At 63.1% G+C, this 26680-nt stretch carries 23 protein-coding genes; 17 read left to right on the top strand and 6 right to left on the bottom strand.

Annotation, left to right across the window (positions count from 1 at the left end):
* Position 1: 1 nt before the first annotated feature.
* The gene (flgF, locus tag NKI05_RS02430) at positions 2-727 is read right to left on the bottom strand and encodes a flagellar basal-body rod protein FlgF (protein WP_023671749.1); all 726 of its coding nucleotides are present in this window, start codon (positions 725-727) and stop codon (positions 2-4) included.
* 7 nt (positions 728-734) lie between these two features.
* Positions 735-2546, bottom strand: a complete 1812-nt coding sequence (locus NKI05_RS02425; protein WP_023814591.1) for a DUF1217 domain-containing protein — start codon at positions 2544-2546, stop codon at positions 735-737.
* A 144-nt stretch (positions 2547-2690) separates the two neighbouring features.
* Between NKI05_RS02425 and motA the strand changes: the two genes are divergently transcribed.
* Genes motA through NKI05_RS02395 form a run of 6 tightly spaced genes read left to right on the top strand, consistent with a single transcriptional unit; the run spans position 2691 to position 7542 of the window.
* Positions 2691-3566: a flagellar motor stator protein MotA gene (gene motA / locus NKI05_RS02420; RefSeq protein ID WP_023671751.1), complete on the top strand. Its 876-nt coding sequence runs from the start codon at positions 2691-2693 to the stop codon at positions 3564-3566.
* Between the two features lie 35 nt (positions 3567-3601).
* On the top strand, positions 3602-4534 hold the full coding sequence (locus NKI05_RS02415) for a FliM/FliN family flagellar motor switch protein (RefSeq protein WP_023683478.1): 933 nt from the start codon (positions 3602-3604) through the stop codon (positions 4532-4534).
* Positions 4535-4567: 33 nt separating this feature from the next.
* The gene (fliN, locus tag NKI05_RS02410; protein ID WP_023683477.1) at positions 4568-4957 is read left to right on the top strand and encodes a flagellar motor switch protein FliN; all 390 of its coding nucleotides are present in this window, start codon (positions 4568-4570) and stop codon (positions 4955-4957) included.
* Positions 4958-4995: 38 nt separating this feature from the next.
* Complete coding sequence (locus NKI05_RS02405; RefSeq protein ID WP_023683476.1) at positions 4996-6012, top strand: flagellar motor switch protein FliG; 1017 nt, start codon at positions 4996-4998, stop codon at positions 6010-6012.
* Positions 6013-6025: 13 nt separating this feature from the next.
* Entirely contained in the window at positions 6026-7108 is a 1083-nt protein-coding gene (gene flhB, locus NKI05_RS02400) for a flagellar biosynthesis protein FlhB (RefSeq protein WP_023683475.1), read from the top strand.
* Positions 7105-7542, top strand: coding sequence for a BspJ family T4SS effector nucleomodulin (locus NKI05_RS02395; RefSeq protein WP_023671756.1), 438 nt, complete (start codon positions 7105-7107; stop codon positions 7540-7542). The genes flhB and NKI05_RS02395 overlap by 4 nt, the downstream gene beginning before the upstream one ends.
* A 37-nt stretch (positions 7543-7579) precedes the next feature.
* Here NKI05_RS02395 and NKI05_RS02390 read toward each other — a convergent pair whose 3' ends face one another.
* Complete coding sequence (locus NKI05_RS02390; RefSeq protein ID WP_023733429.1) at positions 7580-8350, bottom strand: helix-turn-helix transcriptional regulator; 771 nt, start codon at positions 8348-8350, stop codon at positions 7580-7582.
* Positions 8347-9057 (bottom strand): helix-turn-helix transcriptional regulator, encoded by a 711-nt coding sequence (locus NKI05_RS02385; RefSeq protein ID WP_023814590.1) that lies wholly within the window; start codon positions 9055-9057, stop codon positions 8347-8349. Before NKI05_RS02385 ends, NKI05_RS02390 begins: the two co-directional genes overlap by 4 nt.
* Before the next feature lie 507 nt (positions 9058-9564).
* Here NKI05_RS02385 and NKI05_RS02380 point away from each other — a divergent pair.
* On the top strand, positions 9565-12471 hold the full coding sequence (locus NKI05_RS02380; RefSeq protein ID WP_352792166.1) for a M16 family metallopeptidase: 2907 nt from the start codon (positions 9565-9567) through the stop codon (positions 12469-12471).
* A gap of 64 nt (positions 12472-12535) precedes the next feature.
* On the top strand, positions 12536-13729 hold the full coding sequence (locus NKI05_RS02375; protein ID WP_023814588.1) for a TMEM43 family protein: 1194 nt from the start codon (positions 12536-12538) through the stop codon (positions 13727-13729).
* Positions 13730-13816: 87 nt separating this feature from the next.
* On the opposite strand, the gene NKI05_RS02370 is transcribed toward NKI05_RS02375, so the two are convergent.
* On the bottom strand, positions 13817-14848 hold the full coding sequence (locus tag NKI05_RS02370) for a histone deacetylase family protein (RefSeq protein WP_023814587.1): 1032 nt from the start codon (positions 14846-14848) through the stop codon (positions 13817-13819).
* A 24-nt stretch (positions 14849-14872) separates the two neighbouring features.
* Complete coding sequence (locus NKI05_RS02365; protein ID WP_023686329.1) at positions 14873-15526, bottom strand: TetR/AcrR family transcriptional regulator; 654 nt, start codon at positions 15524-15526, stop codon at positions 14873-14875.
* A gap of 277 nt (positions 15527-15803) precedes the next feature.
* On the opposite strand from NKI05_RS02365, the gene NKI05_RS02360 reads away from it, so the two are divergent.
* The 9 genes from NKI05_RS02360 (at position 15804) to NKI05_RS02320 (ending at position 26672) form a co-directional block, all read left to right on the top strand.
* On the top strand, positions 15804-17483 hold the full coding sequence (locus tag NKI05_RS02360) for an amidohydrolase (protein ID WP_023814586.1): 1680 nt from the start codon (positions 15804-15806) through the stop codon (positions 17481-17483).
* A 156-nt stretch (positions 17484-17639) separates the two neighbouring features.
* Positions 17640-18740 (top strand): ABC transporter ATP-binding protein, encoded by a 1101-nt coding sequence (locus tag NKI05_RS02355; RefSeq protein WP_023699750.1) that lies wholly within the window; start codon positions 17640-17642, stop codon positions 18738-18740.
* Positions 18741-18742: 2 nt separating this feature from the next.
* The gene (locus NKI05_RS02350; protein WP_023733424.1) at positions 18743-19663 is read left to right on the top strand and encodes an ABC transporter permease; all 921 of its coding nucleotides are present in this window, start codon (positions 18743-18745) and stop codon (positions 19661-19663) included.
* Positions 19656-20456: an ABC transporter permease gene (locus NKI05_RS02345; RefSeq protein ID WP_023671766.1), complete on the top strand. Its 801-nt coding sequence runs from the start codon at positions 19656-19658 to the stop codon at positions 20454-20456. The genes NKI05_RS02350 and NKI05_RS02345 overlap by 8 nt, the downstream gene beginning before the upstream one ends.
* Positions 20457-20479: 23 nt before the next feature.
* Complete coding sequence (locus tag NKI05_RS02340; RefSeq protein ID WP_023683465.1) at positions 20480-21514, top strand: ABC transporter substrate-binding protein; 1035 nt, start codon at positions 20480-20482, stop codon at positions 21512-21514.
* 62 nt (positions 21515-21576) lie between these two features.
* Positions 21577-22773, top strand: a complete 1197-nt coding sequence (locus tag NKI05_RS02335) for a serine hydrolase domain-containing protein (protein ID WP_023714004.1) — start codon at positions 21577-21579, stop codon at positions 22771-22773.
* A 33-nt stretch (positions 22774-22806) separates the two neighbouring features.
* Positions 22807-23988, top strand: a complete 1182-nt coding sequence (locus NKI05_RS02330) for a serine hydrolase domain-containing protein (protein ID WP_023814585.1) — start codon at positions 22807-22809, stop codon at positions 23986-23988.
* Positions 23989-24102: 114 nt separating this feature from the next.
* On the top strand, positions 24103-26424 hold the full coding sequence (locus tag NKI05_RS02325; protein ID WP_023814584.1) for a Tex family protein: 2322 nt from the start codon (positions 24103-24105) through the stop codon (positions 26422-26424).
* A 65-nt stretch (positions 26425-26489) separates the two neighbouring features.
* A complete protein-coding gene (locus NKI05_RS02320) occupies positions 26490-26672 on the top strand; it encodes a hypothetical protein (RefSeq protein ID WP_023671771.1) in 183 nt (60 codons plus the stop codon).
* The last annotated feature ends 8 nt before the right edge of the window (positions 26673-26680 follow it).

Raw genomic sequence — 26680 nt, 5'->3', positions numbered from 1 at the left:
GCTACGACTTGGAGCCGAGCGTCTTGATGGCGTCGTCGGTCGAGGCATCGGTCTGGCGCATCAGCGCCGCCGTGTTCTCGAAGGCGCGCTGGACCATGATCAGGCGCGTCATCTCCAGCACCGGATTGACGTTGGATTCCTCGACATAGCCCTGCGCGACGCCGAGATCGGAACGGTCGGTGACCGGCTCCGGCGCACGCGCGGGCACGATGCCAGAATTGCCGTAGCGGACGAAATTCGGGCCGGGATCGAAATTGAACAGGCCGATGGCGCCGACGAGCTTGTCGCCCTGGCGCAGCGAGCCGTCGGCGCCCGCCTTGGGTGGGCCGTCGCGCGGGTCGAGCTGGATCGGCGCACCGCCGGCGTCGAGCACCGGATGGCCTTCGAGCGACATCAACTCGCCGTTCTCGTTCATCGAAAAGCGTCCGTCGCGCGTCATCACGGTGCCGGCCGGGGTGTCGATGCCGAACCAGGCATCGCCCTGGACGGCGAAGTCGAACGGGTTGCCGGTCTGCGTCATCGCGCCATGCGCGCCGGACAAATAGGTCTTGCCGGAGGAGGCGAAGGACACCGATTTGGGGCCGCTGCCGGAGACGACATCCTCGAACTTCACGCCGGTGGCGCGAAAGCCGATGGTCGAGGCGTTGGCGACATTATCGGCGATGGTGTCGAGACGGCGCTCAAGCGCGATCTGCGAGGAAAGGGCGACGTAAAGGCTGTCCTGCATGGTGTTCTCAGAATCTCAGTTTCTGCATGGCCATCATCAGATCGGTCGAGATGCCGACGGTGGTCGGCTGCGCAAACAGCACACCGATCGATGTCTGGGCGGTCGAGGTCGGATGATTGATTTCCCAAAGGCTGGTGAAGCGGGTGAGGAATTTCTCGAGCTTGGCCGGGTCGGTGAAATCGGTGAGGTCGAGCTTTGCGTCGAAGGCCTGCGCCTGCTTGTCGATATCTGCGGCAGCGAAGGAATCGGGCAGGCCGATGGCGGTGCGTACCACGCTGGCCAGGGCCGTGTCGGCCAGCACGTCGTACCAGTTGGTGATGGTCGAGGCCTTGCGCTCGAAATAGAGCGCCAACCGCACGCCCTCATTGGTCTTGCCGGCGTCTTCTTCCAGGGTCTGGCGCATGTATTTGTCGACCACCGGCTGCTGCGACGGGCTGCGGGTCGTTGCCGCTTCGCCGTAGGCCTCGAAATTCAACGAGGTGGCGAGCCTGGCATAGGCCTTGTTGGAGAGCTTGTTGGCGACACTGGCGGGATCGCGGACACCGCCCTCAAGGACATCACGGACGAGATCCTTGTTGGTGGTCGCCGGATCGAACCCGCTTGCGGACAGAGCATAGTTATAAAGGCGGCTGTCGGCCATCAGGTCGTCGACCGATTTCACCTTGGTGATGTTGGCGAGGTAGTAGCTGGTCTCGGCCTGGACGGCGTCCGCATTCGGCTTGATGAGGCCAAGACTGGACTCGGTCGTGTAGAGCTTCGGCGTGGTCTTCAGCACCGCGTCGCGCGTGATCGTCTGATCGCCATACTGGGCAAAATCAAAGGCGCTGACGAAGTTGGCGTAGCTCTTGTCGGTCAACAGGTTGGCGGGACTCAACGGATCGGTGACGCCGCCATTGACCATGGTGCGGATCTGCTTCGTCGTCTGGGTCGATGCATCAAGCCCATAGGCAGCCATGGCGAAGGTCAGCAGGCGCTTGTCCTTCAGCAGGTCTTCGATGGACTTCACCTTGGAGATGTTGGCTGCGTAGTAGTCGGCCTCGCCCTTGATGTATTGCGCGGTCGGCTTGACGAGCAACAGTCCGGTTCCGCCGATCACAGCCTTCGGCACCGCCTGCTGGACGGCGTCGCGCGCCGTAGCCTGGTCGCCATATTGGGCAAAGTCGAAAGCCGCGACGAAAGCCGCATAGCCCTTGTTTGTCGACGTGTTTGCGGGGCTGTTCGGGTCGGTGACGCCGCCTTCCAGCATGGCCCGCACGGTCGCAGCCGGCTCGGCGTCGGCGTCCAGGCCGAACGCGGCCATCGCATAGGTGAGCAGGCGATCGTTGCCCATCAGGTCGTCGATCGATTTTACGTTGGAAATGTTGCTCAGGTAGTACGAGGTTTCGCCCTTGTAGTAGGTGAAGCCGTTCTGCGAAGGGCCGACCGAGACCTGGAGACCATAATTGTTGGTCACGCCCTGCTGTGCCGAATTGTAGCTCGTGGCATTAGCGCCAAGTGCGGCGAAATTGAAGGCCGACACGAACTCGGCATAACGCTTGTCGCTCAGTTTGTTGGCGAAGCTGTCGGAATCCGACACCCCTTCCTTCAGGGCTTTGACCATGAAGGCCTTGGCGTAAGCCATGTCGCCGAGACCGAAGGCTTTCATGGCATATTTGAACAGCCGGTCGTTCTTGACGAAATCGTCGATCGATTTCACGCTGCCGATGTTCGCGAGATAGTAGTCGGTGTCGCGCTTGGTGATCGGCTCCGCCTCGATGCGGTCGATCGCCTTGGGGATGTCCCTGGCGATGAGCTGGTAGCTGGTAAAAGTGCTCAACACGACATGCCTCCGGTCGCAGCTTCAAAAGCAAGACTATGCGGACTTGCTTGCGCGAGGCTGAATCGCCTCACCTTGCATGATTCAAGCCTCACACAAGGCACGGGGGCTATCGGTTAGGCCTGACGTGATGCGGAAGGATCTGGCGTGGGCATTCTGATCGGACTTGTGGTGACGCTCGGCTGTGTTCTCGGCGGCTTCATGGCGATGGGCGGCCATCTGCATGTGCTGATGCAGCCTTGGGAAGCGGTGGTCATCTGTGGCGCCGCACTTGGAACCTTTCTCGTCGCCAACCCGATGAAGACGGTCAAGGACACCGGCAGGGGTATCCTCGAAGCGTTCAAGCAGGCGGTGCCGAAAGAGCGCGACTATCTGGAGACGCTGGGCGTGCTGCACAGCCTGATGCGCGAACTGCGCTCGAAGTCGCGCAGCGAGGTCGAGGCGCATATCGACAATCCGGAGGAGTCGGCAATCTTCCAGGCGTTCCCGACCGTGCTCAAGAACCACGACCTGACGAATTTCATCTGCGACTACTGCCGCATCATCATCATCGGCAATGCCCGCTCGCATGAGATCGAGGCGCTGATGGACGAGGAAATCCAGACCATCAAGTCCGACAAGATGAAGGCTTACCATGCGCTGGTGGCGGTGGGCGATGGTCTGCCGGCGCTCGGCATCGTCGCCGCCGTGCTCGGCGTGGTCAAGGCGATGGGCGCGCTCGACCAGTCGCCCGAAATCCTCGGCGGCCTGATCGGCGCTGCCCTTGTCGGAACCTTCCTCGGCATCTTCCTGTCCTATGCGGTGGTCGGGCCGGTCGCCACCAAGATCAAGACGGTGCGCGAGAAGAAGAACCGCCTCTATATCATCGTCAAGCAGACGCTGCTTGCCTACATGAACGGCGCCCTGCCGCAGGTGGCGATCGAGTTCGGTCGCAAGACCATCTCGTCCTATGAGCGGCCGACGATCGATGCCGTCGAGCAAAGCACGATGAACACAGCTTCCGCCGAGAAGAAAGCGGCTTGAGCCATGCATGACGACAGACAGGACCGCACGCCGTCATGACAAGTCCTGGCAGCCCCTCGCAAGCCCGCTCGCTGATCATTGAGCGTCTGGTCGGTGACAGCGGTGAGGCCGCTCATGTCATCGGCACCGGGCGCTCGATGGGCGAGCGCGCCCTGCCGCTGCTGCAGAAGAGCCTGGCCGGCGAACTCGGCGCACCGGTCACCGTCGACCTGCGCGCGGTCGAGATCAGCCGTGTTCCCGATGCCCGCACGAATGCCGGCGATGCCTTTGCCATGGCCATCATAGCATCGCCGACGTCTTCGGATGCGATGACGCTGGTGGCTGATGCGCCGGCCATCGCCGTGATGGTGTGCGCGCTGTTCGGCGGCGATCCGGATCAGCCGGTTTCGCCGATCGAGCGCGCTCTGTCGCAGATCGAGACCGATGTCGCGACCACGGTCTTCCAGGAAGTTGCGCAGGCGTTGAACGGATCGGGCCGGCGCTCGCTCGAGCTGCGGCTGCCGGTGCCGCGGGCGCTTTCGGGCAGCGAAGCCAAGCGTCGCGTGCTGCGCGATGGCGCGGCGGTGCGCATCGTCTTCGGCATCTCGACGCCGACCGACAGCGGAACGGTCACGGTGATGATCCCGCAGCGCATTCTGCTTGCCACACGCGGTATCGCCGATGTCCACGACAGCGAAGGCACGACCTCCGACTGGCGGGCACGTTTTTCCGAAGAAGTGATGCGCTCGACGGTGACGCTCGAAGCGACCATGCCGCTGGCCCGCCTGACGCTCGGCGATCTCGCCGGTTTCGAGCCAGGCCAGGTCATCGAGTTCGAGGAAACCGCGCAGTCGCAGGCCAAGCTGAGCGCGCGCGACAAGACGCTGTTTGTCTGCGAGTTCGGTAAACTCGGGCAGAACTACACCGTCCGGATCAGGCATCCTTACGATGCCGGTCAGGATTTTATCGATGGGCTCATGCCGGGCTGACGCCGGGCAAGCCCAAGCATTTGGAGACGACTGATGGCCAAGACCAAGGTGGAAGCCAATATCGACCAGCCGGACGAACAGCTCGACCGCGCCATCGAGGAATTGCGCGGCGTCCTCCAGGAGGAGGAAAAGCGCCCCGACGCCGCCTTGCGGGCTGCCACGTCCGGCGCCAATTCCAACATCATCATGAGCATCCCGGTCGATGTGCAGATCATCCTCGGCAGTACGGAAATGCCGGTGTCGGACCTGATGGCGCTGCAGAAGGGCTCGACGGTGGCGCTCAACCGGCGCATCGGCGAACCGGTCGATGTCGTGGTCAACGGCCGCAAGATCGCGCGCGGCGAGATCACCGTGCTGGAAAGCGATCCGTCGCGCTTTGGCATCAGGCTGACCGAAATTATCGCGGCGACCAAGGGCGCTTGAGCAATGAATGACATGCGGTCTCAGCAGGAGCGGATGCCATGACGACGCCGGTGACGCTCACGCGCCCGCAAAAGGCCGCCGCCATCCTGGTGGCGATGGGCAAACCTTCGGCCAGCCGGCTGCTGAAATTCTTCAAGCAAGAAGAACTGAAGGCACTGATCGAAGGGGCGCGGCTGCTGCGCACCATTCCGCAAAGCGACCTCGAACGCATCGTTGCCGAATTCGAGGCCGAGTTCACCGAAGGTGCGGGCCTGCTCGATTCCGCCGACCGGATGGACACGATCCTCAATGAATCGCTGTCGCCCGAAGAGATGAGCGCCATCATGGGCGACAAGCGCTTCGAGGTTGCGCCGGAAGGGCCACCGCCGATCTGGCCGGAGCTGGAAAAGCTCGAACCGACGCGTCTGGGCACATTCCTTGCCGCCGAGCATCCCCAGACCGCGGCCATGGTGCTGTCGAAGCTTGCGCCGCAAGCCGCCGCCAACATTTTGCTGACCATGGAAAAGCCGATGCGCAGCGAGATCATCAAGCGCATGGTGACGATGGCGACCATTCCGGACGCGGCCACCAGGATCATCGAGAACCAGCTGCGCGCCAGCGTGCTGGCGCAGACCGCGACCAAGGATATCTCGGCGGGACAGGCGCGCGTCGCCAGTATGCTCAACGAGATGGACAAGCCTCAGTTGGAAGAGGTCATGCAGGATCTGGAAGAGGCCGGCACGCCGGACCTCGGCGGTGTTCGCTCCAGGTTGTTTGCCTTCGACGATCTGCCGCTTTTGACGCAGAAGGCGAGGGTACTCCTTTTCGACGGGCTGTCGACCGAACTGATCACGCTGGCGCTGCGCGGTGCGGCGCCCGCATTGACGGAATCGGTGCTGTCGGCGATCGGCGCACGGTCGCGGCGCATGATCGAGTCCGAGCTCGGCCAGGGCTCGGAAGGCATTCAGCTTGCCGACATCATGACGGCGCGCAAGAACATCGCGGTGGCGACAATCCGGCTTTCGCGCGAGGGGGCTTTCGAACTGCCCTCATCGCAGCAGAGCGAAGCGGCTTAACGCCGAGCGCTGAATGGCTGAAGCGGCGGACAAAGACTCCAAAACCGAAGACGCGACCGAAAAGAAGATCCGCGACACCGTCGAACAGGGCAAGCTGCCCCATTCGCGAGAGGCCGCACTTCTGGCGTCCTTCATCGCCATACTGGTGTTCACCGTCTTCTACGCCAAGGACGCGGTCGTTGATCTCGGCATGTTCCTGTCGATGTTCCTGGAAAAGCCCGAGGCGTGGCCGATGGACACCGAGACCGACGTCATCGCGCTCTACAAGACCGTGATGATGGAAATAGGCAACGCCGTCGTCAGCCTGCTGGTGCTGCTGGTGGTGGCCGGCATCGGCGCCTCGGTGCTGCAGAACATGCCGCAAGTCGTCGGCGAGCGGATCCGGCCGCAACTGTCGCGCATCTCGATAGCCAAAGGCTGGACCAGGATGTTCGGTATTCAGGGCTGGGTAGAATTCCTGAAATCGCTGGGCAAGCTCGGCTTCGCCAGTATCGTGCTCTACTTCACGCTGTCGCAGGACTACCGCCAGCTCCTGGCCGGCATGATCACCAACCCCGTCGCTTTCGGCCTCGTCATCAAAAGCATCACCGTCGACATATTGGTGGCGATCGTCTTCGTCATGGGGCTGATCGCGGCGGTCGACGTCGTCTGGTCGCGCTTCCATTGGAAGCAGGATCTGCGGATGACCAAGCAGGAGGTCAAGGACGAGTTCAAACAGTCCGAGGGCGACCCGATCATCAAGTCGCGGCTGCGCTCGCTGGCGCGTGACCGGGCGCGCAAGCGGATGATGACGGCGGTGCCGCGCGCGACGCTGATCATCGCCAATCCGACGCACTTTTCCATCGCGCTCAGATATGTCCGCGACGAGGATTCAGCACCCATGGTGCTGGCCAAGGGCCAGGACCTTGTGGCGCTCAAGATTCGCGAGATTGCCAAGGAGCACAACATCCCGATCTTCGAGGACGTGGCGCTCGCCCGCTCCATGTACAAGCAAGTTTCGGTTGATAGCGTGATCCCGTCGCAATTCTACCAGGCCGTCGCCGAACTGGTGCGGATCGTCTACTCCAAAAAGGCTGAGCGGAGACAAATTTCATGAACCGCCAACCGCACGCAAAATCCCGCGAACTCATCGTCGCCAAGGCCATCGAGCAGGTGGTCGACGAGTTGCGGCTGATCGATGTCGCCGACTACATCGCCTTCATCCGGCTCGAGCATTTCGCTTGCCTGTCGGATCTGGTGGATTCGGCGGTGGAGCTGTTCTTCCTGCCGGGCACGCTCAGGCTCGGCCATGGCGGAGAGGCACATGTCGACTGGAGCGGCAGCCCGCGCATCGTGCTCGATCTCGAGCTTCGGCCGCCGGGCGTCACCGTCTATTTCCAGCTGACGCTGAGCGAGGAGAGGTCTTCGGTCGCGGTCAACTATGTTTCGTTCGAGAAGCCCGGCGAAGACCCCGAGCACAACACCGCCTTGCTGGAGACGGTCATCGAAGAGGCGCGCATTCGCCGGACCGAGCCGCTCGCCTATCGCTGATCTTTTGTCTTATCCCAATCGCCGGACGCGGCTTTGATCACTCGATCAGACCCAGGCGCAGCGCCTTGGCCACCGCCTGGTTGCGGTTGACCGCGTTGAGCTTCTGCGTCGACTGGGTGAGATACTGGTTGGCGGTGTGGACCGACAGCTTCAGCAGCCTGGCGATCTCTTCGCTGGTGTTGCCGTTGGCGGTCAGCTTCAGGCACTCCAGTTCACGCTTGGAGATCGACCGCATCCGGCCGGCATCGTTCGGACGAATGCGGGCGACGGCGGCGAACAGCGAAAAACAGCGGGCGTGGATTTCGTAGAGCGTGTCCTCCGGCAGAGCGATCGTCGAGCCGAGGAACACCACCAGCCCGCAATGGCCGCGATCGGCATGGACGGGAAAGGCAATGCCGTTGGTGCCCGGCGCCAGCGGCGCCGTCCGCTCCGCCCAGGCGAGGTTCTTGAAGACGGCGTCCGAGCCGGCGATGCCGTCGTCCGCCCACCAGCGCGGCGCTGTCGAGGCGCCGCTGTGGCGAACCATCTCCTCGCCATTGGCGCCGGCGATGAACTTGGTTGTCACCGCAGTGGCTGGATAGTCGGAATCGAAGCTCGGCACCAGGCGCGCCCGTTCCGGCGAGGGGCTGACGAAATAGAGGCCGAACGCCGACGCGTTGATGTCGACGGCGATCCAGCGGCAGCGGCGCACCGCGTCCGGGATGGTAACGGCATGGTGCGTCTCGGAACCGATGGAGAAGGCGCCGAACGGATTGCGCTGCTCGTTGAAAAGGGCTTCGGCCGCCGCCTTGATGTCAGCGTGTTTCAAATGATGCCGCTCCTGATCGCCGTGGCGATGGCCATCGCGCGGTTCGAGGCCGCGAATTTCTGGATGGCGTGGGTGATGTAGCTGTTGACGGTGTTGGACGAGACCCCGAGGATCACCGCGACCTCATCGGTGGTCTTGCCTTCAGACACCCAGAACAGGCATTCGCGCTCGCGGTCGGACAGCGGGTCCTGCATGGCGGCGGCGGCGATCAATTGCGGGATGGCGGACAGCGCGTAGCAGCACTTCAACTGAGCCTTCATCAGCGCCGGCTGGTCGATTCTGCCGGCCTCGGCCGCCGAGAAAAGCGCAAACAGCCGCTGGCGACCGACATTGAGCCGCAACGAATAGACTTCGGCATGGCCAAGCACGTCGAGCAGGCGCGCCTCTTCGCCGGTGAGCAGTCCGCCGGCGTCGGGCGCCGCGGCGGCGACCAGCGGCCTCGGGCGGATGCCAGGTGCAACGGTCAGCGGTCCCTGGGCAAGGCCGGCGATCAGCCGCTTGCCGATCAGTTCGATGGCGTCGAAGATCCAGTTGGATGAGACGATGCGGGCGTCGTTGCGATCCTGGTCGTGGACGATGGCGACGAGCATGTAGCTGTCGGCGCCGATCTCGGCGGCAAGCTGCATGAAAAAGGAGGTGAGATCGCCGCGCGATTCGAGGCGCGAGCCTAACGTATCGGATTGGAGAAGCGCGGCGGAACTGCTCATTGGATGCTTTGGTTGTATGTCATGGCCGGAGTCTTTTCTTGAGCCCGGACGCTGGGGTTAGCAGCGGCCGAACTTGAAGACGCATCACGTTTACGAAGCACTCACACGGCGCGGCGGTCGCGCTGATCGCCGAATCCATTCAGGGAACGCGAAGCCGTCCGCGTCTGGTGCCGGTCATTGGCCGGAACTTGAGACTTTGGGTGGTCGCCGCGCCCCCCAAGGACCGGCTGATTCGGGTCTAATCTACCCGCAGATGAATCCGACATCAAACGCGATTTGACAAAATCAATATTATTGGACTCAAGCGACTCAGGGGCGGCTTTCGCGGCCTTTTCCGCCGCAAAAGGCCTGAAACGCCGACACGAAAAAGCCAGAGGGTGTTGCGATACTGCCGTATCGAGGGCCGATCGATTCCGATAGGGTCTCGGCAGCCGGCAGGGGCGGGCATCCCTTCGGTCATACGGCGGATTTGGCGGCGCTTGCTCGCGGCCATCAGCATCGGGGGTCATGATGAAGCAGGTTTTCCTGGCGTTCACGGTGGTGCTTGCGGCTCTTGCCGGCATGGCAGCGCCCGCCAAGGCTGAGCCGACCGTTACCTATGCGCTCGACAACGGGCTGCAGGTGGTGCTGGTGCCCGACCATCGCGTGCCGAAGGTGGTGATGAACCTGCGCTACCGCGTCGGGTCGATGAATGAACCCGCGGGACGCTCGGGCTTTGCGCATCTGTTCGAACATCTGATGTTTTCCGGCACGCCGGCCTGGCCGAACGTGTTCGGCGCGCACGCCGCGCTCGGCAACGAGATCAATGCCTGGACCACCGAAGACGGCACGGTTTATTACGTCGACGGGCTGTCGTCGTCACTGCCGATGATCTTGTCGCTGGAGGCCGACCGCATGGCCAATCTCGGCCGCTCGGTGACTCAGGCCAAGCTCGATCTGCAGCGCTCGGTGGTCAAGAACGAGATGCGCCAGAACGTGCTCGACAAGGCCGGCGCATCCGGCTGGGAAGCTTTCTGGTCCGGGCTGTTCCCGAAGCCGCATCCCTATAGCCGCATGGTCATCGGCTCGGTCGCCGATCTCGATGCGGCGACGCTCGACGATGTCAGGGGTTTCTTCAACAGCTACTATCTGCCCAACAATGCGGTGTTGGTGCTGGTCGGCGACTTGGAGATCGACGACACCAAGGCGCTGATTGCCGACACGTTCGGCCGCGTGGCGCGCGGCGCCGATGTGGCGCGGCCCGCCGTGCCGGCACCGACGCAGGCCCGGCTCAAGCTGGTGCTCGAGGATCGCGTGCCAAGCCCCATCGTCGTGGTCGGCTTCAGTGGCCCGGTGGCGCAGTCGCCCGACAATGGTGCGCTCAGCATTGCCGCCGAACTGCTCGGCAACGGCGAATATGGGTGTTTGCGCAACCGGCTGGTTTCGCAGTTGGGCATTGCCACCTATGCCAGCGCGAGCTGGACCGGCGGTCTGCTCGGTGGCCGCTTTACCTTCGAGGCGGGTGCCGCCGAAGGTGTGGCGCCGGAAGCGCTGGAAAGCGCGATGAAAACGGCGTTTGCGGATTTCCTGAAGACCCCGCTCGATCCGGTCGATGTCGAGCGTGCGCGCACCGGCATCTTGCAGGCAGCGCGGCTCGGCAGCGAAGCACTGAAGGATCGCGCCGGCGTCGTCTCCTACAATGCCGACGTGCTCGGCGGTGCGCAGAGCGCGCTGGTCGACGACCCGCGGGTGAAGGACGCCAGCGTGGCGGATGTCGAGGCAACGATGAAGCGGCTGTTGAAACCGGAAGACGCCAGCGTGCTGGTGCTGAAGCCCGGCCCGCGCGGCGGCTATCCCGATGCACTGATCGGCTCGTCCGGCACACCGCAGCCGTTCACCGCGCCGGAGCGAGCGGCGATCGACATTCCGAAGCATGCGGCCGGGCAAGCGCCTTCGGCAACACTGCCCGCCATGGAAACGGCGACGCTCTCGAATGGCATCAAACTCGTCCACTACACAATGCCGGAAGCGCCGATGGTCTATGTCGCGGCCAGTGCCGCCGGCGGCTGGAACAGCGTGCCGGAAGGCAAGGAGGGATTGCTGGAGCTTGCAGCAAGCATGGCGACACGCGGGGCCGCCGATCGCGGCTCGGCTGATTTCGCCAAGGCGGCCAGCGACATCGGCGCCGGCGTCAGCCACCAGGCCGGAACGCTGACCACGATGATGACGCTTGGCGTGCCGCCGGAAAAGCTCGACCAGGGTATTGGCCTGCTCGCCGACGCGGTACTGAAGCCTCGTTTCGACAAGACCGAATGGACGGTGCTGATGGCGCAGACAGTCGACTGGCTAAACGGCCGCGAGGCGGATCTGCCCGACGTTGCCGGCCGCATGGCAAAGGCGACGCTGATCCCGCAGGTGCCGGGCAAGGCAGCGGTGGACTGGTCGGCAAAGGCGCTGGCCTCGATCTCGCTCGACGAGGCGAGGGACGCATTCAAGGCGGAGTTCACGCCGAAGGCGGTGACCTTCTACAGCGTCGGCCCGATGCCGGTCGCGACCGTCGCCGCCAGCCTTGAAAAAGCATTCGGCGCGTGGACAAGCGACACCGCCGGCTATGCCGTCGAGCCGTCGCCGGCGGCGCATTTCAACGGGGGACAGAAAGTGCTGCTGGTGCCCGAACCCGGCGCCAGCCAGTCGGCGCTGTTCGTGGCGCGGCCGGCGCCCGGCACCGACGAGAGCGAGCGCGCTGAATCGACCGCGGTCTCCAACCTGCTTGGCGCCGATTTCTCCAGCCGGCTGAATTCGGTGATCCGCGAGGAGAAGGGCTACTCCTATGGCGTGTCGAGCTATCTGATGAGCCCGATGAAGGCCGGCTCGGGATTGGTCGTGGCAACCACCGTCGAGCGCGCCAACACCGGGCCGGCGATTACCGAAATCCTGAAAGGATTTGCCGGCCTGACCACCTTGCCGGTGGCGCAGGACGAAGTCGACCGCACGGTGACTGTCTATCGCCGGGCGCTGGCTGGATCGGCCGAGACGTCGGCTGGTCTGTTCTCCTCGCTGATTGGCGCGGTCGGCAGCGGATCGACGCTGGAGGACCAGCAAACCCGCATGGCGGGGCGCACAAAGCTGACGCTCGATGCGGTTCAGAAACAGGCGCTGGCCCTGGCGTCGCTCGATCCGTCGCTGATCGTGGTGGCGGGCGACCCCGATGTGGTGATGCCGCAGCTTGCCGCGATCGGCCTCAAGGACGTCGAGATCGTCAAGCGTGACGAGGCTGGCGAAGAGACGGCGATGCGGGCGCTCGATCTTCTCGGGGGCAATCGGCAGGCGCCGCTGTCTGCCTCGCCGTGGCGGGTTGGCGATGGCGGCACGACACGGGCGGTGCACGCCTGCGCCGGCGACAGGGATTGCGGCGCGCAGATCCACGCCGATTGACGGGTTAAACACGCGGCCGCCGGCCGCGTTGTAATTCTGGGGTAACTTTGTTTCGGGGGAAACGATGAGCGATTCATTTCGGGAAGTCACATCCGTCTCGTGGTTCGGGCGGATCAAGCGCGCGGTCGGCGGGGTCATCTTCGGCCTTATCCTGATCGTGCTGATGGTGATCGGGCTGTTCTGGAACGAAGGCCGCGCCGTGCAGACGGCGCGCTCGCTGGCCGAAGGTTCTGGAGCGGTGGTTTCGGTCGGCGCCGACAGCGTCGATACCGCCAATGACGGCAAGCTGGTTCATGTCAGCGGACTGGTGACGGCGGACAGCGGCCTGGCGGATCCGGATTTCGGCATCGCCACGCAAGGGCTGCGGCTGTCGCGCAGTGTCGAGATGTATCAGTGGAAGGAAGAGTCCAAGTCGGAGACGACCAAGAAGCTCGGCGGTGGCGAAGAGACGGTGACCACCTACAGCTATTCCAAGGTGTGGGACGACAGCCAGATCGACTCGTCGGACTTCAAGAAGCCGGACGGCCACCAGAATCCGCCCATGGAAATCCACGGCCGGACCTTCCAGATTCCTGAGGGCAAGCTTGTCGCCTTCGATCTCGATACGCCAGTGCTGGACCGTATCGAGGGTGACAAGGACTATTCGCTCTCAGCCGACCAGTCGGCGGCGATAAAGGCTGCCTATACCGGAACGAAACCGCTCAGCATCGTCGATGGCAAGATTTTTCTCGGCAATGACAACACGACGCCCGCTTTGGGTGACTATCGAATCGGCTACGAACTGGCGCCGCTGGGCGTGATCAGTATCATCGCGCGCCAGGCCGGCAGCCGCTTCGAGCCCTACCAGACGCAAGCCGGCGATGCGCTGCTGATGGTCGATACCGGCAACGTCCCGGCCGAAAAGATGTTCGCCGACGCGGTCAGCGCCAACACGCTGATCACCTGGCTGCTGCGCGGCGCCGGCTTGCTGTTGCTGACCATAGGCTTTGCGCTGTTCCTCAGCCCGATCGGGGTGATCCTCGACGTCATACCCTTCCTCGGCAGCATGGCGCGGATGGGCACCGGCATCATCGCCTTCGTCCTGGCGATCCTGGTCGGCACGGTGACGATTGCGATTGCCTGGTTCTGGTACCGGCCGTTGCTGGCGGTGGCCATCCTGGCGGCAGGCGTGATTGCGGCGGTGATTGTCTACCGCATCGGCCGGTTGCGAAGGCCAGCCGTTCCGGTGGTTGCACCCAACCCGGCTGCGGCCGCCTAGATGGTCGGGGCGGCCGGAGCCGCCCCATATCTCTTTGGCGCAATTCCGGCCGGAAAACCGCCTCACACTTATCCTGGAATTGCTTTCTTATTTGTCCTCGAAGCCGGTGAGCACGCCGACGGCGTTGATGCCGATCTCCTCGACGGCGTAGCCGCCTTCCATCACGAACAGCGTCGGCAGGCCGAGCTTGGCGATGCGATGGCCGATCTTCGGATAGTCCGGGCTTTTCAGCTTGAACTGGCTGATCGGGTCCTTCTCGAAGGTGTCGACGCCAAGGGAGACGATGACGATATCGGGGGCGTAGGCGGCGAGCTTGACGCAGGCATCCTCCAGCGAGGCGTTCCAGGCGTCCCAATTGGTGCCGAAGGGCATGGGATAATTGACGTTGAAACCTTCGCCGGCGCTGGCGCCGCGTTCATCGGCATGGCCGAGGAAGAACGGATACTCCACCATGGGATCGCCATGCAGGTTGAGAACCTGCACGTCGGCGCGTTCATAGAAGATCTCCTGCGTGCCATTGCCGTGGTGATAGTCGACGTCGAGGATCGAGACGCGTTTTGCGCCCTGATCGAGGAACCACTGCGCGGCGACCGCGGCATTGTTGATGTAGCAGTAGCCGCCCATGAACCCAGCACCGGCGTGATGGCCGGGCGGGCGGCAGAGCGCGAAGGCCGACCGCTCGCCACCCTTGACCAAGGCCGCCGCCGTCAGCGCCACGTCATAGGATGATTTGATGGCGGTCCATGTGCCTTCGACGAAGGTGGCGCCGGCGTCGAAGGAATAGTAGCCGAGCAAGGCGTCGACGCGCTTGGGTGGCACGTCGCCGCGCAGGCCGCGCGTCGGCCAGGTGAAGGGCATCGCCGTGCCCTCGAAGCCGGCGGCCTTCCACGCCGGCCAGACGGTCGGCAGGAAGTCGATATAGTCGGCCTTGTGGATGCGCTTGGCGGCTGTGAGATCGTGCTCGACCGGTCCGATGATCGGCCCCAGCTTCTCGCTCTCGACCCGCGCCTTGATGAACTCGGCCCGCGACGGCTTTTCGAAACCCGGCACGATTGCCGACGTGACCAGTTCCATCTGGCCGGCATGGCCGGCATGAAGCGGCGAATAGACAGTCTTCATGAATTTCCTCTCGAAATAGCGAAATCAGTCAAGGTTGAGATAGGGGGTGACCAAAGCGAGCCACATTCTTTCCACATCGTCCTCGATGAGGTCGTATGTCTTGCGATCCCGCTTCAACCCCACAAGCCGGCAGGCGTGCCCGACATCCATCATCAGCACGCCGAGCCGGCTGGCGATCTTGTCTTCAAGGGCCGGGTTCACATGCTGCAGCCATGCGGCGTAAAGCGCGATGATCTGCTCGTCATATTCGTCTTGGATCGGCCTGAGGTCGGCATTGCCGGATATCGCCTCGATCACCGGCATCAGGGTGGCGTTTTCGAGATATATTCTGGAGGTATCGATGAAGAGCTTGCGCACCTCCTGCCGAAACTCGTCGCGGTTGGTGGGTGGGGTGACCTCGATGCGCCTGGCGATCACCTCGGGAAACGACGACAGCCAGCGCCGGGCGAGGTCGAGGAGAATGGCTTCCTTGTTGGGAAAGTACTGGTAGACCGAACCGACCGACAGGCCCGCGCGCCGGGCAATGGCGAGCGTCGTCGGCGTCTTGGTTCCCTGCTCCCGCGTCAGGATCAAAGCCGCGTCGAGTATCCGGTCGACCACCTTGCTCGACCGTTCCTGCCGCGGCTGCTTGCGCGGTTCGAGCGCCATCCTGGTTTCGCGGCTGAGACTGCGCTTCACGGATTGATGCCTTCGTTCCCTGCCGGTTTCAACACAGGTCCCGGTCTCAACATTGGCGTGGTGTGTTGTCCACAATACATTCGAAATTCGGCACGTTGACAAACGCGAATAATTAGTCGCATTCTTTTATCCACGCTGTTTTGAGAGATCACAAGGGGAATTTCGAAACAGCGCACTGGCATCAGTTTTCGTCCGATAACGCCGCTCCAGCGGAGTGGCAGCTTGTCGGACAAGAGGGTTGTCGGTCTCAGCCAGTCGTCAAAAGCGCGGAGTCGCGATGTCTGTCACGGGTGCGGGTCAAAATGCTGATCTGATCGTCATCAATGGTCGCGTGCGGACCATGGACGATGACAATCCCGCCGCCGAGGCGATTGCCGTCAAGGACGGCGCCATCATCGCCATCGGCAACCACGCCGCCATCGAAAAACTCAAGGGAACGACCACAGAGGTGATCGACGCCAAGGGCGGTTCGGTCCTGCCCGGTTTCATCGAAGCCCACATGCATCTGTTCTCGGGAGGGGCCGAACTCGCGCATCTTCAACTCGGCGGTATCCATGGCTTCGAGGCGCTTCAAAGCGCCATCCGCGACTACGCAACGACGCGGCCCGAGGCGAAAATGCTTGTGGGACAGGGCGCCGACTACACCGTGCTCGGCGACGAGCGGGTGACACGCCATCATCTCGACGCCATCCTGCCCGACCGCCCCTTCTGCATGGCGGCGCCCGACCACCATACGATGTGGGCCAACACCAAGGCGTTGGAGATGGCCGGCATCCTGAAGGGACGCACGCTCGGTCCGGGCAACGAGATCGTGATGGGTGACGACGGCCTGGCCGCGGGCGAATTGCGCGAGGGCGAGGCCTTCGGTCCGGTGCTCGACCTTGCCGGCGAAAGCCGGGTGCGGCTGGGGCTGTCGACCGGCGGCGAGCCCGACCCAATGCCGTCGGCCGCCGAGCGGGCCGCTGACCGTGACATCATGCGGCGCGGACTTGCCTGGTGCGCGCGCCACGGCATCACCTCGATCCAGAACATGGACGGCAATCTCTACCAGCTCGAATTGCTTTCCGAGATCGAGGCCGAGGAAGGCCTGCCCTGCCGCGTCAAGATCCCGTTCCACTACAAGAATTTCATGACACTCGACATGCTCGAGAAGGCGTCCGTCATGGCCGAGCGCTACGACAGCGAGTGGCTGTCATCGGGCATGGTCAAGGTGTTCTATGACGGCGTGCTCGATTCCTGGACCGCTGTTATGGTCGAACCCTATGCGGATCGTCCCGACTGGGTCGGCGAGCCGCTGTTTACGCCGCAGCAATTTATCGATCTCGCCGTGGCTATCGACAAACGCGGGCTGCAGATCGCGGTGCACTCGATCGGTGACGGCGCGGTGCGCGCAGTGCTCGACGGTTACGAGGCGGCGCAGAAGCTCAATGGCAAGCGCGACAGCCGGCACAGGGTTGAGCACATCGAGGTCACCACAGCAGCCGACGTGCCGCGTTTTGCCGAACTCGGCGTCATCGCCTCGATGCAGCCGTCGCATCCGCCCGGCGCCATGGATTTTCCACTGGAGCCGACGGTGTCACGCATCGGACCGGCCCGCTGGCCGCTGAGCTATGCCTGGCGCACCCTGAAAAGCGCCGGCGCCCATGTCGTGTTCGCCTCGGACTGGCCGGTGGCGGCGATCGACCCGATCCTGAGCATTCAGGCGGCAGTGCAGCGCAAACCATGGGCAGAAGGCGATCCTGACCAGAGTTTCTCGCTGCAGGAAGCGATTGCCGCCTACACGGTCGAGGGCGCCTATGCCGAATTCGCCGAGCATCGCAAAGGCGTTCTGAAACCCCGCTATATGGCGGATCTGGTGGTTTTGTCGGCCGATATCGAGAAGACGGCGCCGGCCGATCTACACAAGCTGCGGCCGGTGACGACGGTCTGCGGTGGCAAGGTCACCTACCAGGCCTGACAATGGCATGCGGCTTGCACAGCTTGCCGCTTGCAAGACGAAATGACCGACTGAACTGTGATTCAATGCCGGACTTGCCAACCTACCGGCCGTGTGGTCACATCGAACAGGGGAAAAACTCCGCCAGCAAGAGCGGGGTCAACAGTGAGGCGTATCGTGCCGGAAAAACCGGATCGGAATGCAATTGAAGTCGTAAACGTCAGTAAAATTTTCGGGTCGGGTGAGGGGCAGGTCGCTGCCCTCGATACGGTCTCGGTATCCATCCGCGAGAATGAGTTTTTTACACTGCTGGGACCATCCGGCTGCGGCAAGACCACGTTGCTGCGGCTGATTGCCGGCTTCGACTTTCCAACCGCCGGCGAAATCCTCCTCTACGGCCAGGACATCGCGCCGTTGCCGCCCTTCAAGCGACCGGTCAACACCGTCTTCCAATCCTACGCGCTGTTCCCGCATATGACGGTCGCCGACAATATCGGCTTTGGCCTGGAAATGCTGGGCAAGCCGAAGGCCGAGATCAAGGCGCGCGTCGCCGAGATGCTGAAACTGGTGAAGATGGAGGCGCTGGCGGGCCGCCGCACCAGCCAGATCTCCGGCGGCCAGCAGCAGCGCGTGGCGCTCGCCCGGGCGCTGGCGCCGCAGCCCAAGGTGCTCCTGCTCGACGAACCGCTCTCGGCCCTGGACTACAAGCTGCGCAAGGAAATGCAGATCGAATTGAAGCGGCTGCAGCACGAGACGGGCATCACCTTCATCTTCGTCACCCACGACCAGGAGGAAGCGCTGACCATGTCGGATCGCATCGCGGTGATGTCGTCGGGCAAGATCCTGCAGGTCGGCTCGCCGCGCGACATCTACGACCGGCCGGCCGAGCGTTTCGTCGCCGACTTCATCGGCGAGTCGAACTTCCTCAAGGCGGATGTGGTTAGCGCGACTGGTGGCCGGGCGACGGTGAAGCTGCCGTCTGGTGTGGAAATCCCAGCCTCGCTGCCGGAAGGCTTCAGCCCCAGCGGCAAGGTCACCATCGTCGTGCGTCCAGAGCATGCGCAGTTGGGCACGGCCAGCCCGAGCGCTTCGCTGTCCGGCACCGTCGAAAACATCGTCTATCTCGGCACCGACACGCACTTCCATCTGCGCCTTGCCGGTGGGGAGCCGTTCATCGTGCGGCGTCAGAACAGCCGCGGCGCCGGTGACGGCTTCGTGCAGGGCGGCCAGATCGGCATCACGATCGGCAACGACGCCGCGCAAGTGCTGAAGGACTGATCATGGCGACCGCGGAACAAGTCGCCAAGGCAGCGGAGCGACGCGATGTGCGCGACCGGTGGCTGCTGTCAGCGCCAGCCCTGCTGGTGATCTTCCTCGCCGCGACCGGCCCCTTGCTGATCGTGCTGATCTACTCGTTCCTGACGCCTGGCCCCTATGGCGATGTGAAGTGGCAGTTCTCGCCCGATGCCTGGCTGTCGGTGTTCATGGAACGCGACATTTTCGACGATACGCTTTCGCTTGCGGCAGCGCATGTCACCATCTTCTGGCGCTCGATCAAGCTGGCGGTGATAACGACGATCGCCACTTTGGCATTGGGGTTTCCAACCGCCTATTTCATGGCGACGCGCAGCGAGAAAACCAGGGATCTCTGGCTGTTCCTGATCACCATTCCGTTCTGGACCAACCTTCTGATCCGCACCTTCGCCGTGCTGCAGATCATCCGCAACGAAGGCATCATCAACACCATCCTTATCAAGCTTGGTATCGTCTCGGCGCCGGTGCAGATCCTCTTCACCGACACGGCGATTCTGATCGGCATGGCCTATGTCTATCTGCCGCTGATGGTGCTGCCGATCTATGCCAGCATGGAGAAGCTTGATTTTCGCCTCGTCGAGGCGGGCTACGACCTCTACGCGACCCGTTTCAAGGTATTGCGGAAGATCATTTTCCCGCTGGTCAAACCCGGCGTCATTGCCGGCTCCATCCTGGTCTTCATTCCAGCCCTTGGCGCCTATGTGACGCCGAGCGTGCTTGGCGGCGGCAAGAATATGATGCTGTCCAACCTGATCGAATTGCAGTTCGGCCAAGGCCGCAACTGGCCGCTCGGCTCGGCGCTGTCGATCACGGTGATGATCATCGTCATGGTGGCGCTGCTTGCCTATGTGCGCAATGCCGGCAAGTCGGGGGTGCGGCATGGCTAAGAACTTTTCCATCAAGCACCAGACCGGCTTCACGGTGATCGCTGCGACCTGTTTTATCGTGCTCTATCTGCCGATCATCGTGCTGGTCGCCTATGCCTTCAACGCGGCGAACTCGACGTCCGAATGGGGCGGCTTTTCGATGCGCTGGTTCCAGTCGGCTTGGCAGAACGTGCAAGTTATCGACGCGACGCTACGCTCGTTCCAGATCGGCGCCGTCGCTGCGGTGCTGTCGACAATCTTTGCCACCATGGCCGCGCTCGCCACCACGCGCACCGCGTCCTATCCGGGCCTCACCTTCAAATATGCGGCGATCAACCAGCCGCTGATGGTGCCCGAGATCGTCACCGGCGTGGCGCTGCTGATCTTCTTCTCGCGCATCAAGATCTTCACCGGCTATTCCGGCATTGGCTATCTGATCGCAGCGCACACGGCGTTCTGCATCCCGTTCGCCTATCTGCCGATCCGGGCGCGGCTGGAAAACATGGACCTGACGCTGGAGCGCGCGGCCGCCGATCTGTACGCGACGCCTTGGAAGACCTTCCGCCGCATCACGCTGCCGCTTTTGTGGCCCGGCATACTGGCCGGACTGATGCTGGCATTCGTCATCTCGCTCGATGACGTCGTCATCACCGAGTTTGTCAAATCGGGCGGCCAGGATACGCTGCCCACCTACATGCTCGGCCAGATCCGCCGCGGCATCACGCCTGAGATCAACGCGATATCGACCGCCTTCCTGCTGCTTTCGGTCGCGATCGTCACGTTGTTTTTCTTCGTCAGCAGGAAAAGAGACTGAACCGACAAATGGGAGCTAAAACCATGAACTGGAAAACAACGACAGCCGCCATGGGGTTGGCGCTGCTCGCAACGACGAGCCTGGCCAGCGCCGATGGCGAGCTGAACATCTACAATTGGGGCAACTATACCAGCCCCGACGTGATCAAAAAGTTCGAAGCCAAATACAACGTCAAGGTGACCATCACCGATTACGATTCCAACGATACGGCGCTCGCCAAGGTACGCCAGGGCGGCACCGGCTTCGACATCGCCGTTCCGTCGCAAACCTACGTGCCGATCTGGATCAAGGAGGGCCTCGTGCAGGAGACCGATCCGGGCAAGATGGAGAACTTCAAGAACGTGGCGCCGGAATGGGCCAATCCAGACTTCGACCCCGGCCGCAAATATTCCGTGCCGTGGGCGCTGGGCACCGTCGGCGTCGTCGTCAACACCGATGCCTACAAGGGACCAGCCGACAGCTGGGGCATCATCTTCAACACGCCGGACGAGCTGAAGGGCAAGACCAATGTCGTTCCCGAGATGAATGACGTTATCTTCGCGGCGATCAAATATGTCGGCGGCCAGCAGTGCACCGACGACAAGACGGTGCTGAAGAAGGTGCGCGACACGCTTGTCGCGGCCAAGCCGAACTGGATCGCCATGGAATACAACACCATCGAAAAGATGGGCGCCGGCGACTTCAAGGCGACCAGCGACTGGAACGGTTCGGCGCTGCGTCAGCGGCTGGCCAATCCGGCCATCCATTACAATTATCCGAAGGAAGGCTACGGCCTGTGGAGCGATAACGTCGTCGTTCTCAAGGAAGCCAAAAATGTCGAGAACGCCAAGCTGTTCCAGAACTTCATCATGGATCCGGAAAACGCGGCCGGCCTCTCGGCCTTCCACCGTTACGCAAACGCCATTACCGGCTCGGACAAATACATGCCGGCCGATATGAAGGATGCGCCGGAAGTCGTCATTCCGGAGGCTGCGAAGGCACAGGGCGAATTCCAGAAGATGTGCGCGCCTGAGATCCAGGACATCTACACCAAGATCTGGACCGAACTGCAGAAATAACCGCAGTCTGACAGACCCGGCGGCATGCGCCGCCGGGTCTTTTCTTTTCCGGAATGGCTTTCATGGACTCCTATGGCAACAGCGATCCTCGGCCGCCGATCATGCAGGGCTCGCCGCCTCAAATGGTGCTGCCGAAGCTCGACTGGGACCGGCCGCCATGGAATCGCTGGGCCTTCCAACACGTCCGCGAATTCCTGCCGACCATCGAGGTCTGGCGCGGTAATGGCCATCGCCATCGTCTTGAGCGCGCAGAGACCGATCTCGACGCGCTGCCGGTGGAAGACAGCAAGGGCCATCCGACGACGCTCGTTGGCCTGCTCGACGAGACCTACACGGACGGCTTCCTGGTGCTCAAAGACGGCAAGGTCGCCTATGAGCGCTATTTCAACGGCATGGCCGAGCGCACGCTGCATCTGTCGCAGTCGATGGCGAAGTCGGTAACAGGCACCGTGTTCGGTATTCTGGTTGGGCGCGGCTTGATCGACCCGGCCAAACCGGTGACCGCCTATCTGCCGGAGCTCGGCGCGACCGGCTGGGACGGCGCCAGCGTGCAGCATGTGCTGGATATGACCACCGGCGTGCGGTTTTCCGAGGAATACACCGACCGTTACTCCGACATCGGCCAGGTTGATGTCGCCACGGGCTGGAAGCCGGTGCCGCCGGACAGCGATCCGGATTTCCAATGGCCGCCGCATCTGTTCGAGTTGATCCTGCAGCTGAAGGACAAGGTGCGGCCGCATGGCGCCGCGTTCGAGTACCGCTCGATCGAGACCGACGTGCTTGCCTTCATCATGGAGCGGGTCACCGGTAAACGGCTGGCGCAGCTGGTGTCCGAGGAGCTGTGGCAAAAGCTCGGCGCCGACGAGAGCGCCTGCTTCACGGTCGACAGCGCCGGCTATGCTCTGGCCGATGGCGGCTTCAACGCGACGCTGCGCGATTACGCCCGCTTCGGCCAGCTGATTCTCGACAAGGGCCGCGGCATCGTGCCGGCCGACTGGATCGAGGCGACGCGCAACGGCAGGCATGGGCCGGACTTCAATCCGAGCCTGCCCGAAGGCAGCTATCGCAACCAGTTCTGGATCGAAGACCCGCGCTCGCGCGCGCTGATGTGCCGGGGCGTGTTCGGGCAGATGATCCATGTCGACTGGGACACCGGCATGGTCGTGGTCAAGCTTTCGACCTATCCGGATTTCAGCAATGTCGCCTATTCGGTAGCAACGCTGAAGGCGGTGCACGCCATCGCCAAGGCGCTTGGTTGACCCACAACAAATCATCCCTCCGAGGAAACGTTCATGACTGGCAAGACCGCGTTCGAGACCCGCTACGGCTTTGCCCGCAATGAGGTGCTGCTCTCCAACTGGCGCGAAAGCCCGTTCAACCGCTGGTCGTTCCAGAACCTTGGCGAGCTGGTGCCGACCGCCCCCGTGGCGGCGACGCTGGGAAGCGTCGAGGCACCGGTGCGGGACCTGAGCGGCCTGCTCGGCGAAAACGTCTCCGCCGCCGGCGCGCCGGAGACGGTGGCCGAATTCCTCACACGTTCGAGCAGCGACGCGCTGACGGTGATGAAGGCTGGCAAGGTCATCGGCGAGTGGTTCGCGCCCAATATGGATTTCGGCGCCCGTCACATCATCTTTTCGATCAGCAAATCGGTCACCGCGATCATCGCCGGCATATTGGAAGGCGAGGGCGTGTTCGATCCGGAGGTGCCGGTCACCCAGTACATTCCGGAAGCCGCCGGCTCGGCCTATGCCGATGCAAGCTGCCGGCATGTGCTCGACATGAGCGTCAGCCTCGACTTCGAGGAGGCCTATCTCGATCCCGAAAGCGCCTTTGCCCGTTACCGTCGCGCCACCCTGTGGAACCCGGGCGGCGGCATTGAAAGCCTGCGCGAATTCATCCTTACCTTGCAGCGGCTCGAAGAACCGCACGGCAAAACCTTCCGCTACCGCTCGCCCAATTCCGACCTGCTCGGCATCCTGCTCGAACGGGCTTCCGGCCAGCGCTTCCCGGACCTGATGCGCGAGAAACTGTGGCTGCCGCTGGGTGCTGTCAGCGAGGCTTCGATCGGCGTCGACATGGAAGGTACGGCGCGCACCGCCGGCGGCATTTCGGTGACGCCGCGCGACCTGGCGCGTATCGGCGAGATGATGCGGCAGGGCGGCACGGCCAATGGCCGGCGCATCGTGCCGGAAGGCTGGGTGCGCGATACGACCGTTGCCGGCGGCAGCGCGGAGGCCTGGCAGCGCGGCACGATGGTGCATCTGTTCCCGAAGGGCCGCTATCGCAACAAATGGTACCAGACGGGTGCGGCAAACGGTGCTTTCTGCGGCATCGGCATCCACGGCCAATGGCTCTACGTCGATCCGAAGATGGAAGTGGTGATTGCAAAAATGGGGTCGCAGCCGGTGCCTGAAGATTATCCGCTCGAACGCGAGATCGTTGCCTTTTTCGAGGCGCTGAGCGGGATGGTCTGAGGACGAGCCAAAGCAAGGCGCTTTCCTGTGGACCTCTTTGACGCTTGAGAACACTGCGGTTGGCGGGACGGACATCAGCGCCTATGGTCGCCGCTCTTTGCGACAGGGACCAGCATGGCAGCAGACAGCAAACGCATCGCATCCATCATCGCGGCAGAGATCGGGGCGCGGTCGGAGCAGGCATCAGCAGCTATAGGGCTGCTCGATGAGGGCGCGACGGTGCCGTTCGTGGCGCGCTACCGCAAGGAGGTCACCGGCGGGCTCGACGACACGCAATTGCGCGACCTTGCCGAGCGGCTGGCCTATCTGCGCGAGCTCGATGCGCGGCGCGATACGATCCTTGGTTCGATTCGCGAGCAGGGCAAGCTGACCGACGAACTTGAGGCCAAAATTGTGGCTGCCGCCACCAAGGCTGAACTGGAAGACATCTACCTGCCCTACAAGCCCAAGCGCCGCACCAAGGCCGAGATCGCCCGGGAGCGCAGGCTGGGGCCATTGGCGGAGGCTATTTTGGCCAACCGGTCGTTGGTGCCCGCCGAGGCGGCGCTGGCTTATGTGACCGAGGATGTGGCCGACGCCAAGGCCGCACTGGAAGGCGCACGCGACATCCTGTCGGAACAGTTTGCGGAAAATGCCGATCTGGTCGGCAAATTGCGAACCTACATGAAGGAGCGCGCTTTCATGCGTGCCCGTGTCGTCGACGGCAAGCAGGAGGCCGGGGCGAAATTCTCCGACTATTTCGACCATGTCGAGCGTTGGGCAAATGTTCCGAGCCACCGTGCGCTGGCCATGCTGCGCGGCCGCAACGAAGAGGTGTTGTCGCTCGACATCGAGGTCGATGCCGACCATGCCTCGCCGGTGAAGCCGGTCGAGCGGATGATCGCCAATGCCTACGCCATCGGCGGCAGCCTGCCGGGCGACCGCTGGCTGATGGAAGTCGCCGGCTGGACCTGGCGGATCAAGCTTTCGCTGCACCTGACGCTCGATTTGATGCGCGACCTGCGCGAGCGGGCGGAGGAAGAGGCGATCCATGTCTTTGCACGCAACCTCAAGGATTTGCTTCTGGCAGCACCCGCCGGCTCGCGGCCGACCATGGGGCTCGATCCCGGCATCCGCACCGGCGTCAAGGTCGCGGTGGTAGATGGCACCGGCAAGGTGCTGGCGACGACGACCGTCTATCCATTTCCGCCGCGGAACGATGTGCGCGGCACACAGGCCCAGCTCGCAGCACTCATCCGCCAGCATAAGGTCGAGCTGATCTCGATCGGCAACGGCACCGGCAGCCGCGAGACTGAAAAGCTGGTCGCAGACATGTTGTCCGACATGCCTTCGGATGGCGGGCCGAAGCCGCTCAAGGTGATCGTCAGCGAGGCCGGCGCCTCGGTCTATTCGGCCTCGGCGACAGCGGCGGCTGAGTTTCCCGGGCTCGACGTGTCGCTGCGCGGCGCGGTGTCGATCGCCAGGCGCCTGCAGGACCCGCTCGCCGAACTGGTAAAGATCGAGCCGAAATCCATCGGCGTCGGCCAATACCAGCACGATGTCGACCAGTACCGGCTCGGCCGTTCGCTGGAAGCGGTGGTGGAGGACGCGGTCAATGCCGTCGGTGTCGATCTCAACACCGCCTCGGCGCCGCTCTTGGCCCGCGTGTCAGGCCTGGGCGCTTCGCTTGCCGACGCCATTGTCGCGCATCGCGATGCGACCGGGCCGTTCGCCAGCCGCAAGGAGCTGCTCAAGGTGGCGCGGCTCGGACCGCGCGCGTTCGAACAGTCCGCAGGCTTCCTGCGCATTGCCAATGGCAGCGAGCCGCTCGACGCCTCGTCGGTCCATCCGGAAGCCTATGGCGTGGCCAAGAAGATCGTCGCTGCCTGCGGTCGCGATGTGCGCTCGCTGATGGGAGACAGTGCCGCGCTCAAGGCGCTCGATCCGCGCGTCTTCGTTGACGAACGGTTCGGCCTGCCGACGGTGCGCGACATCATTGCCGAGCTGGAAAAGCCCGGCCGCGACCCGCGCCCCGGCTTCAAGACCGCAACCTTTGCCGATGGCATCGACGACATCAAGGATCTGAAGCCCGGCATGCTTCTGGAAGGCACCGTCACCAATGTCGCTGCCTTCGGCGCCTTCGTCGATATCGGCGTGCACCAGGACGGGCTGGTGCATGTCTCGCAACTGGCCGATCGTTTCATCAAGGACGCGCATGAGGTGGTGAAGGCCGGCGACGTGGTGAAGGTGCGGGTCGTCGATGTCGACATCAAGCGCAAGCGCATCGCGCTGTCCATGCGCAAGGACGGCGGCGAGGGCGGGACGCCGAAGGGGCCGCGCGACAATGGCGGCGGCAAGCCGGCGCAACCTTCGCCGATGCCGCGGCGTCAGCCGGAACGACCGGCACAGCAAGGCGCGTTTGGCGCAGCACTGGCCGATGCCTTGAAGCGGAAGTAGCCTCGAATGGTTCCTTGCAATCGCTAGAGCGTTATCTACCATCCTTGTGTGGAGATACGCGCGATATGGCAAGTTTCGAGAAAGTGAGTGTCCAAGAGTTGGGGCGTCTTTGGGATGAGGGCATGGCGAGTGGCAGTTCGGTCGATGGAGACCAGGCTTTCGCCCGGATCAAAAGCAAGCTCGATGCGAAAGTTGCCGAACGCAAGTCGCAAAAACGCTGCGCTTCCAGCCGGAAACCGAGCCGATGAAGCGGAAG

This window comes from Mesorhizobium sp. M0771, from assembly GCF_040320155.1.
GTDB lineage: Bacteria > Pseudomonadota > Alphaproteobacteria > Rhizobiales > Rhizobiaceae > Mesorhizobium.
The sequence above is the reverse complement of the archived record's forward strand: the minus strand, read 5'-3'. Positions and strand labels throughout refer to the sequence as shown.

Excerpts from the sequence above, each read along its gene's own strand:
- flgF (WP_023671749.1), bottom strand. The coding sequence starts at position 727 with ATGCAGGACAGCCTTTACGTCGCCCTTTCCTCGCAGATCGCGCTTGAG.
- NKI05_RS02415 (WP_023683478.1), top strand. The coding sequence starts at position 3,602 with ATGACAAGTCCTGGCAGCCCCTCGCAAGCCCGCTCGCTGATCATTGAG.
- fliN (WP_023683477.1), top strand. The coding sequence starts at position 4,568 with ATGGCCAAGACCAAGGTGGAAGCCAATATCGACCAGCCGGACGAACAG.
- NKI05_RS02405 (WP_023683476.1), top strand. The coding sequence starts at position 4,996 with ATGACGACGCCGGTGACGCTCACGCGCCCGCAAAAGGCCGCCGCCATC.
- flhB (WP_023683475.1), top strand. The coding sequence starts at position 6,026 with ATGGCTGAAGCGGCGGACAAAGACTCCAAAACCGAAGACGCGACCGAA.
- NKI05_RS02395 (WP_023671756.1), top strand. The coding sequence starts at position 7,105 with ATGAACCGCCAACCGCACGCAAAATCCCGCGAACTCATCGTCGCCAAG.
- NKI05_RS02385 (WP_023814590.1), bottom strand. The coding sequence starts at position 9,057 with ATGAGCAGTTCCGCCGCGCTTCTCCAATCCGATACGTTAGGCTCGCGC.
- NKI05_RS02380 (WP_352792166.1), top strand. The coding sequence starts at position 9,565 with ATGATGAAGCAGGTTTTCCTGGCGTTCACGGTGGTGCTTGCGGCTCTT.
- NKI05_RS02375 (WP_023814588.1), top strand. The coding sequence starts at position 12,536 with ATGAGCGATTCATTTCGGGAAGTCACATCCGTCTCGTGGTTCGGGCGG.
- NKI05_RS02370 (WP_023814587.1), bottom strand. The coding sequence starts at position 14,848 with ATGAAGACTGTCTATTCGCCGCTTCATGCCGGCCATGCCGGCCAGATG.
- NKI05_RS02360 (WP_023814586.1), top strand. The coding sequence starts at position 15,804 with ATGTCTGTCACGGGTGCGGGTCAAAATGCTGATCTGATCGTCATCAAT.
- NKI05_RS02350 (WP_023733424.1), top strand. The coding sequence starts at position 18,743 with ATGGCGACCGCGGAACAAGTCGCCAAGGCAGCGGAGCGACGCGATGTG.
- NKI05_RS02345 (WP_023671766.1), top strand. The coding sequence starts at position 19,656 with ATGGCTAAGAACTTTTCCATCAAGCACCAGACCGGCTTCACGGTGATC.
- NKI05_RS02340 (WP_023683465.1), top strand. The coding sequence starts at position 20,480 with ATGAACTGGAAAACAACGACAGCCGCCATGGGGTTGGCGCTGCTCGCA.
- NKI05_RS02335 (WP_023714004.1), top strand. The coding sequence starts at position 21,577 with ATGGACTCCTATGGCAACAGCGATCCTCGGCCGCCGATCATGCAGGGC.
- NKI05_RS02330 (WP_023814585.1), top strand. The coding sequence starts at position 22,807 with ATGACTGGCAAGACCGCGTTCGAGACCCGCTACGGCTTTGCCCGCAAT.
- NKI05_RS02325 (WP_023814584.1), top strand. The coding sequence starts at position 24,103 with ATGGCAGCAGACAGCAAACGCATCGCATCCATCATCGCGGCAGAGATC.
- NKI05_RS02320 (WP_023671771.1), top strand. The coding sequence starts at position 26,490 with ATGGCAAGTTTCGAGAAAGTGAGTGTCCAAGAGTTGGGGCGTCTTTGG.